At 45.1% G+C, this 867-nt stretch carries 2 protein-coding genes; both read right to left on the bottom strand.

The features are described from left to right. Nucleotides 1-266 (bottom strand): baseplate complex protein (locus BT797_RS04370; RefSeq protein ID WP_474600040.1); only part of this gene is annotated, 266 nt, incomplete at its 3' end. Continuing rightward, nucleotides 263-867: hypothetical protein (locus tag BT797_RS04365; RefSeq protein ID WP_082296574.1), on the bottom strand; the 605-nt coding region annotated here is incomplete at its 5' end. The genes BT797_RS04365 and BT797_RS04370, both read right to left, overlap by 4 nt.

Genomic DNA, 867 nt, shown 5'->3' with positions numbered 1-867 from the left:
AATGATTCTGCTACATCACAATTCACCGTGCGGATAATTCTAGCACCGTGTTCGTCGAGCTCTTTAGCCTTAGAAATCAGCTTGGCTAACTCTGCTTTATCTTTAAAAGGTATCTTGGTCGTCACCGATAAAACGGCAGGTTTAACCCCGTTATCCGATGATAGGGTTAAGGAGCCGTAGCCACTTAAATCTTCGCCAGCTAATTTGAAACTGCATTTTATTTTGGTTTCATAACCTGGTACTTGCCAACCATCGAGCGCTATCATAAAAACACGTCCTTAACCGGTTCAAGTTCGTGGCTGCTACCTACAAACGCACAAAACGCCCAATACGCTTTATCATCACCAAGACCTTGTAACTTATCCGCTAAGCCTTTGGCTGAATTGGCGCTGATGCTGATGCAATTTAAGCCGGTGTTAACTGGGTTAAATTCAGTTTCCGTTAAACGCACATCACGCAGACCCTTTAACTGCTTACACTCTGCTAATGCGCTATCAATATCGCTAATAAGCGCTTGCCCTTGGGTTTTAACCAGTGCTAATGATGTCGCATGATATTGCCGCTTAAGCGCGGGTATATACCGCTTATCATTCAATACCGTCCACTCAAGGGATTGTTCACTGCCTTGAGGTCGAGTGAGTTTATCTGCATCTAATGTTGCTAGACTCGCAGCATAATGGCCGCATTCAACAAAGCCGGTTAATGGACAATAGTCATTAATAACGGCTAATTGCTTGGCTAAATCATTCGGACTATCAGCGCTAACCCACAAGACCAGGGCATTAAAAGCCGTTGGTCTGAACTGACGGCTTTCATCTTTGATGGCGCTTGCCAATAAGACCGCGCCCTCTGCAGTTGTGCAAAGGG

The organism is Moritella viscosa (assembly GCF_900120065.1).
GTDB classification, from domain to species: domain Bacteria; phylum Pseudomonadota; class Gammaproteobacteria; order Enterobacterales; family Moritellaceae; genus Moritella; species Moritella viscosa.
The sequence above is the reverse complement of the archived record's forward strand: the minus strand, read 5'-3'. Positions and strand labels throughout refer to the sequence as shown.